This is a genomic window from Halobacteriovorax sp. (assembly GCF_041587335.1).
In the GTDB taxonomy this organism is placed as follows: Bacteria; Bdellovibrionota; Bacteriovoracia; order Bacteriovoracales; family Bacteriovoracaceae; genus Halobacteriovorax.
Genome location: NZ_JBFGYP010000142.1, coordinates 1 through 6,768, shown reverse-complemented (window position 1 = coordinate 6,768; position 6,768 = coordinate 1). Strand labels below are relative to the sequence as shown.

General features: G+C 34.9%; 8 protein-coding genes. 5 read left to right on the top strand and 3 right to left on the bottom strand.

What is annotated here, in order from left to right; all coding sequences use genetic code 11:
• From ABX784_RS14525 to ABX784_RS14510, 4 genes are all read left to right on the top strand, one after another.
• On the top strand, positions 1–516 hold a 516-nt coding region (locus tag ABX784_RS14525; RefSeq protein ID WP_372655782.1), incomplete at its 5' end, for a hypothetical protein.
• A 67-nt stretch (positions 517–583) separates the two neighbouring features.
• Entirely contained in the window at positions 584–1,300 is a 717-nt protein-coding gene (locus ABX784_RS14520) for a 1-acylglycerol-3-phosphate O-acyltransferase (protein ID WP_372655781.1), read from the top strand.
• 33 nt (positions 1,301–1,333) lie between these two features.
• Complete coding sequence (locus ABX784_RS14515; RefSeq protein ID WP_372655780.1) at positions 1,334–3,544, top strand: penicillin acylase family protein; 2,211 nt, start codon at positions 1,334–1,336, stop codon at positions 3,542–3,544.
• Between the two features lie 20 nt (positions 3,545–3,564).
• On the top strand, positions 3,565–4,374 hold the full coding sequence (locus ABX784_RS14510) for a hypothetical protein (RefSeq protein WP_372655779.1): 810 nt from the start codon (positions 3,565–3,567) through the stop codon (positions 4,372–4,374).
• Here ABX784_RS14510 and ABX784_RS14505 read toward each other — a convergent pair.
• A complete protein-coding gene (locus tag ABX784_RS14505; RefSeq protein WP_372655778.1) occupies positions 4,371–4,910 on the bottom strand; it encodes a hypothetical protein in 540 nt (179 codons plus the stop codon). The genes ABX784_RS14510 and ABX784_RS14505 overlap by 4 nt on opposite strands.
• A gap of 149 nt (positions 4,911–5,059) precedes the next feature.
• Between ABX784_RS14505 and ABX784_RS14500 the strand changes: the two genes are divergently transcribed.
• The gene (locus tag ABX784_RS14500; protein ID WP_372655777.1) at positions 5,060–6,013 is read left to right on the top strand and encodes a tyrosine-type recombinase/integrase; all 954 of its coding nucleotides are present in this window, start codon (positions 5,060–5,062) and stop codon (positions 6,011–6,013) included.
• Between the two features lie 6 nt (positions 6,014–6,019).
• On the opposite strand, the gene ABX784_RS14495 is transcribed toward ABX784_RS14500, so the two are convergent.
• On the bottom strand, positions 6,020–6,289 hold the full coding sequence (locus ABX784_RS14495; RefSeq protein WP_372655776.1) for a hypothetical protein: 270 nt from the start codon (positions 6,287–6,289) through the stop codon (positions 6,020–6,022).
• Between the two features lie 33 nt (positions 6,290–6,322).
• The gene (locus tag ABX784_RS14490; RefSeq protein ID WP_372655775.1) at positions 6,323–6,505 is read right to left on the bottom strand and encodes a DUF6435 family protein; all 183 of its coding nucleotides are present in this window, start codon (positions 6,503–6,505) and stop codon (positions 6,323–6,325) included.
• Positions 6,506–6,768 lie beyond the last annotated feature (263 nt).

Sequence of the window (6,768 nt, the reverse complement as noted above, 5' to 3'; positions counted from 1 at the left end):
GGTATCACATCTGCACAAGGTTTTGATCTAACATCTGCTCAAAGTAGTGCTCTAGGTGGAACAGTCAGAGACAGTATCTTAAAGCAAATTAAGCTCGAAGATAAGAATGGTGTAAAACAGGCAACTCCTAATGACTTGGCCATTGCTCAAAAAGCTTTATTAAAGAAAGTTAGCAGTCAACTTGCTTCAAATCCATTACAAGCAAGCCCTTTAGATAATAGTCTTAGCAGTATTCAAGAAGAGCTAACTAAGCCTGACACTAAAGAAAGTGAAGCTTCAGGAATAAAGAAATTAAAATTAACCGGTGGAAATGGATCACAAACAACAAGTAAGAAAAAACAATTTGCGTTAAACGTTGGTAGAGGCTCAAGTAAAGTTGAAAAATACCCAAGCTATATGGACAAAACTTATAAAACAAAGAATGCTGATGTTGTTACAAACAAAGATGTATCAATATTTAAAGTTCTATCAAATAGATACTATAAATCTGGTTTTAAGCGTCTTTTTGAAGAGTAAAATAGCTAAATCCGACTAGACTTCTAATATGCTCTCAAGTAACCTAATTTCTTAAAAATGAGAGCATATGATACTTAAAATAACGCGGTTCATTCTATCTGTAATTCTACTCGCTATTGTTGGCGTGGTTGGTACTTTTATAAGTGCTTTCAGACCTTTTCATCCAAGTAATGTTTATACTATTGCTCGCTTAGTGAGCGTTGGAATAAATATTCTAGGCATTGAAGTTATATTGAGAAATGCTGAAAAACTAAAAGAGAATACTCCCGGTTTATTTATATCTAATCACCAACACAATATTGATGTATTCATAGCCAGTACAATTCTTCCAGACAGGACAGTGTCTCTAGGTAAGAAGAGTTTAAAGTGGGTACCTCTATTTGGACAATTCTATTGGTTAAGTGGAAATATATTAATTGATAGAAAAAATAAGAGAAAGGCCCATGGAACAATGGACCAAGTCGGTGAGGCCATTAAGAAGAAGAAAATGAATATCTGGATGATGCCTGAAGGAACTAGAAGTCACGGTCGAGGTGTCTTACCTTTTAAGAAAGGTGCATTCTTCACTGCTATAAATGCTCAAGTGGCGATCTCCCCTATTTGCATAAGTTCATATGATGCAGGACTAGATTTCTCAAAGTGGAAGTCTGGAAAAGTTATTGTTGAAGTCTTAGATCCAATCCCTACAGACGGACTCACTAAGAGAGATGTAGGTACGCTTTGTGAGAATACATATCAGCTAGTTAAGAATAAGGTTCAAGAACTTGACAACGAGTTGAGCTAAGATAAGCTATTACTCTGTCTTAGGAGTATTAGCTTGAAGAAAATCACAAAGAAATCTCAAGAACTATTATACGGTAATGATAAGATCACTTTAAAAAGAAGAAAGAGTGGTATTACGGAATTATCGAGTCACTCTAAAAATGCAATGGCCTACGCTCAGGCACTCTCTCACTGTGAAGACAGATTTTTACAGATGTTTCTCTTAAGAATTATTGGAAAGGGAAGAATTTGTGAGCTACTAGACGATAGTGAAGAAAGTCTAAAAATAGATATCTTCATGAGGCAGATGAATTTTCATAATTCAACCCAAGAAGATTTAAACGAGCTTCCATTAGATGTTAAATCCTACTTTCAATCCTATGCTGATGGGGTAAACCATTTTCTAGATGCCAGAGGTAAAACATGGGAGTTTAAACTTCTTGGTGTCCACATGGAGCCCTGGACTATTCAAGACTCATTAATGGTTGTTAAGGTTATGTCCTATATAGGGCTTGCTCAGACACAACAAGATGCAGAGAAATTTATCATTCAAAGCTTAAGAGAAGATGTTGATTTAGAAAAATTAAAATCACTTTTCTTGCCACATTTGAACAGTATCAGTAAAGAGATCATCTCAGACTTAAAAGATTTGCAATACTTTGAGGGATTGATTCCAGAAGAAATCAAATTTAATAGCTATTTACCAAAGATGATGGCCTCAAATAACTGGATCGTCTCTCCAAGTAAGAGTAAGTCTAATAGTGTCATTCAGTGCAATGACCCACACCTTGAAATAAATCGATTGCCTGGTATCTGGTATGAACAAGTCTTACATCTTGGCGAGAGAAACTTTCAGGGAGTTACTATGCCAGGACTCCCTGGGATAATCATGGGAAGAAGTGATAAAGTAAGCTTTGGCTTTACCTATGGCTTCATGGATATGGTGGATTACTTCATAGAAGATATAAGTAACGAGCACTGCCTACGCGACGGAAAATACGTAAACCTATCTACTAGAGAAGAAGTAATCATTAGAAAAAAAGGAAAACCATTTCATTTTAAAATCTATGAAAATGAATGTGGAACTATAGAGTCAGACCCTAAAGTCAGTAAACTAGAAGATGGTAAATACCTAAACAGAGCGTGGTCTGCTAGTAAGCTTGGAGCAGTTGGATCTGCTATTGCTCTATATGAGATGATAGACTGTGAAGATATTTATTCACTAAAAACTGCCCTATCAAAAATATCAATTTCTTGTAATTGGCTACTCGGTGATAGTGATGGAAATATAGCTTATCAACAATCTGGGATGGCGCCTAGAAGAGCCGAAAGCGGATTATTCCCTCTACGTGCTTGCGATCAACTTTCTCGATGGAGTGGTATAATCAACCCCTCAGAACTCAGTTCTGTAGTTAATCCAAAAGACGGTTTTTTAGCGACAGCTAATAATGATTTGAAAAATTATTTAAACCCAGACGCTCCTATCACAATTAATTTACCTATGGGTCCATATAGAGTCGATAGAATTAATCAGCTCTTAAGATCAAAAGATCAATTTTCAGTCGATGACTTCAAAATTATGCAAAGTGATCTCTATAGCATTCAGGCGCATCACTATATAAATGAGCTTACTCCTTTACTTGCCAACGATGAGATAAGCCTACTCCTAAAGAACTGGGATCTTTGTTACGATAAAAATTCAAAGGGTGCAGTTGTATTTGAAGACTTTTATCACAACCTTCTTGCAGAGGTGTTTACAGAAGATTTCTATGCAACCGAAGCATGGGATTATATCCAAAAGAAATCATCTATCCTTGTAGATTTTTACTACTTTTTTGACAAAGTCATCATTGAAAATAATGAATTATGGTTTAAAGAGAAATCCAAAATGGAGTGTTTTAAGAATGCTCTAGCTAAAACACAGAAGAATTTTCTAAAAAAGAAAGTTTCGACCTGGGGTCAAAAACGAAGAGTCAAAATGACGAATATTCTCTTTGATGGAAAACTTCCTAGCTTTCTAGGCTTTGACTATGGGCCTATCTCTATTGAGGGATCAAGGGCAACTATAGTTCAAGGAGCTCTCTATGAATCTCATGGAAGAGTATCAACATTTTGTCCTTCGATGAGATTTATTACAGACTTATCTGAAAGAAGAAGCTTTACCATCCTAGCAGGAGGTGTCAGTGACCGGAGGTTTAGTAAGTTATACAAAAGCGAAGTAAAAGACTGGTTAAATTATAAATACAAAGAAGAATTACTAGATTAATAATTGAAGGGAACAACAAATTGAAAAAAACACTCATACTTTTATTTTTATTTTCACAAAATGCTTACTCTAATGAAAAGAGTATTGTACGTATCTATAAGCAATGGCACTTACTGGCCAAAACTAAAACACTTGATATTGATAAATCAAAATCTCTTCCTCAATATAAAAACCAAACCTTTATTTATACAGAGCTAGATAAGTTAATTGCGAATAAGAAAGTAAAAGCTATCATTAGTGAAGGCTGTGAAGGTGAAATTAATACTCAATTTGATAGCACTTATAATGGCTGGAATTATAAGAATCTAGATTCCAAGAAGAAAACTAAACAGTTCAAAGATATATTAACTCTAGTACCACTTAAGCTCGAGGTTAAGTATAAAGCTAAGCTTATGACAATGTGTGGAGACAACTTATCGTTAATTGAAAAGAACGCTTTGGCCTCAAGTGACCTCAATGGATATATTGGATACTACACAAGATTAAAGCAATATAAAGATACTAATAATAAGAAGTATCAGCTTTATAAAAAATCACTTCTAGATGGAGTAGATAAGAAAATTGATAATCCTGTGGAGTACGCACGAATTAGAGCGAAGAAATCCCTTTCGGCCTTTAGACGCTATACTCAAGAGAGAAATGATTACTTTGTTCGTGCAATAATAAAGAATATCGATAAAAAACCAGCTGTAGTTATTGGAGGGGTTCATCTTGCGGATCTAACAATGAAACTGAAAGACAAAGATATTAAATATGAAATAGTTGAAGTTGAAGGTTACCCGAAGGATTCGGAAACTATTTACGATGATATCGAAAAGATTTTAAATTAAATAGAACAATAAGTAACTCCACCAGGGCAGATCGCCTTTAGGCCAAATCTTACTTCGTACTTACTTTGAAGATAGTTTGCCACGTCATAATCTGACTGACTCAGACCTCCAAGAGAAATAACGTCGTGGCCGTCTTCTTTTTCTATGTAACAACCAGTTGGATGAGTGTGAATTATTTCAAAATAATCTATATCAAAAGACTTCTTTCGCACTTGAAAATCTAGTGAATGAATCTCACTCTCTAGTGCTTGGATATTACTAAAAGAGCTAAACTCCCCTTTTAATATTTTAGACTCTATAGATAGCCCTTGCTTTGTCTTAACTCTTATAACCACTAATTCTCTAAAAGAAAAAAGTGTTTTACTCTTCTTAAACAGCTCTTTTTCAAAACTGTCTGAAGACTTAAGGATTTGCTTACTCCAAACACTCTTTTGAATAAGATATGGCCCATCAGCATTGATTAGTGAGCTCTTTACACTAATTTCTTTAAGCTCAGAGTAATTTAAAATAGATTTTTTTTTCTTTATAAGATCCATATAAACATATCGTTTTTTTTTAACTCTAAATTTAGCTGTTTTCCAATCCTTCTTTAAAAGGGAAAGAATAGGCGTACGAGTAATCTGCGTACCTAGTGGTAAAAGAGTAAATCACTATATATTGGAGCCTAAATAGCCGATAATAAATTATGGGCGAAAAGAAACTCGAGCAAATAGCTCACCCTTTTACTATCTACCAAGAATTCTTTGATAACTTCAATTCAAGGCATACTCGCGCAAGCTATGAGATAGATATTAGGCACTTTCTTACTTGGGCCTATGAAGAACTCTCCCTGGCCTCCTATGGTGATCTAGAGCGTTCTCACATTATTAAGTACAGAAACTGGTTACAAGAAGCTGGAGGCCGTAGCGGTCAACCTTGCGCTCCTAAGACGGTTGCCCGTAAGCTCGCTGCCCTATCTAGCTACAGTGACTTTTTAGTGGAAACTAGTGTTTTAGAATTTAACCCAGTCTCCTCTATTAAGAGACCTAGAAGAGATGTCGTATCACCTACTAATGCTCTTTCAGGTTCTCAAGTACGAGAACTTCTCGAAGCGATTCCTAAGAACACACCGGCCGGGATACTACACCGTGCACTTCTTATGATGTTTTTCACAACAGGTCTTAGAAAGAGTGAGATTTTAAACTTGAAGTTTAAAGACTATAGAGAAATAAATGAATATAGAGTTCTTGAGTTTATTGGCAAGGGTGGAAAGATTGGTCAAAAGGTTTTACACCCAGAATGTATTGAGACTCTAGATCTCTATATAGAAAATATGGAAAAGCTATCAAGGAAATTAGATAGAGAAGATTGGCTGTTTCAACCATCTCACAACCCAACTAATCCTGATAGATTAAATAAGCCTCTTAATCCTAAAACAATTAATGAGATCATAGATAATTACGCCAGAAAAATAGGATTAAACTTTAAGGTCACACCTCACTCGGCGAGAGCAACTTTTATTGGAGAGCTTCTTGAGCAAGGTGTAGATATCTACTCTGTTGCTAGAGAAGTAAATCACTCTTCAGTAAAGACAACACAAGAATATGATAAGAGGAAAAAGAAATTAAGTGATAGTCCAGTCTTCAAGCTTAAATTCTAATAGCAATTACTTCTTCCTATTGTAATCATCAACGGAGCCAATACTTTTAAAGAATTCCTTATCTTCATTTGATGTTTTAACTTTTCCACTATTATCACTACGTCTTTTAAAAAACATAAGAACTAGAGAGTAAAACATAAATAGAGGAATTGCCATATCTGCTATAGTAGCAAAGAGAGAGTTCTTGTCTTCTGGAGCCAGAATATTCTTATAAGCTAGAGAGTAAATAATGAGAGTAATAAACAGTGCACTTACTATAACCTTTAACTTACTCATATCTTAAAACCTTATATTAGCTTGGATAATTAATTATTTCTTGTCCTCAATTTCTTTGAGTGAGTCAATTTCCTTAAGTATCTCATCTGCCTCGAAAGAAAGCTTACTATAGAGATCGATATTACCATTTCTTTGGGCCTCTACCGCCTTGGTCATCAAGTCAGCATATTTTTTTTCTACCTTCTTTGTTGTATTCTTTTTAAATAATCCAAACATTAGTCCTCTCCATCATGGCCAACTTGAAATGTATCTAAGATCTTCATAATAGCACACAACTCCCCTCACTCATAGAACACATAGCTATACAAGAGTGCGAAACTCCTAGGGTAATTAAAGATTTTTTTGAATAAAGAAAGTAGTTCTACTGACTTGTCCAACTCATCTTAAGTTTACTTACACAAACCAACTTCAACACTTTTAACTTGCTGTTATTTTGATATACTGAGTTCTATGACATTATTAATTGCATTTATCTTTAT

Bases quoted from the DNA above. Each gene is read 5' to 3' on its own strand.
- ABX784_RS14520 (WP_372655781.1), top strand. From the start codon at position 584: ATGATACTTAAAATAACGCGGTTCATTCTATCTGTAATTCTACTCGCT.
- ABX784_RS14505 (WP_372655778.1), bottom strand. From the start codon at position 4,910: ATGGATCTTATAAAGAAAAAAAAATCTATTTTAAATTACTCTGAGCTT.
- ABX784_RS14500 (WP_372655777.1), top strand. From the start codon at position 5,060: ATGGGCGAAAAGAAACTCGAGCAAATAGCTCACCCTTTTACTATCTAC.
- ABX784_RS14495 (WP_372655776.1), bottom strand. From the start codon at position 6,289: ATGAGTAAGTTAAAGGTTATAGTAAGTGCACTGTTTATTACTCTCATT.
- ABX784_RS14490 (WP_372655775.1), bottom strand. From the start codon at position 6,505: ATGTTTGGATTATTTAAAAAGAATACAACAAAGAAGGTAGAAAAAAAA.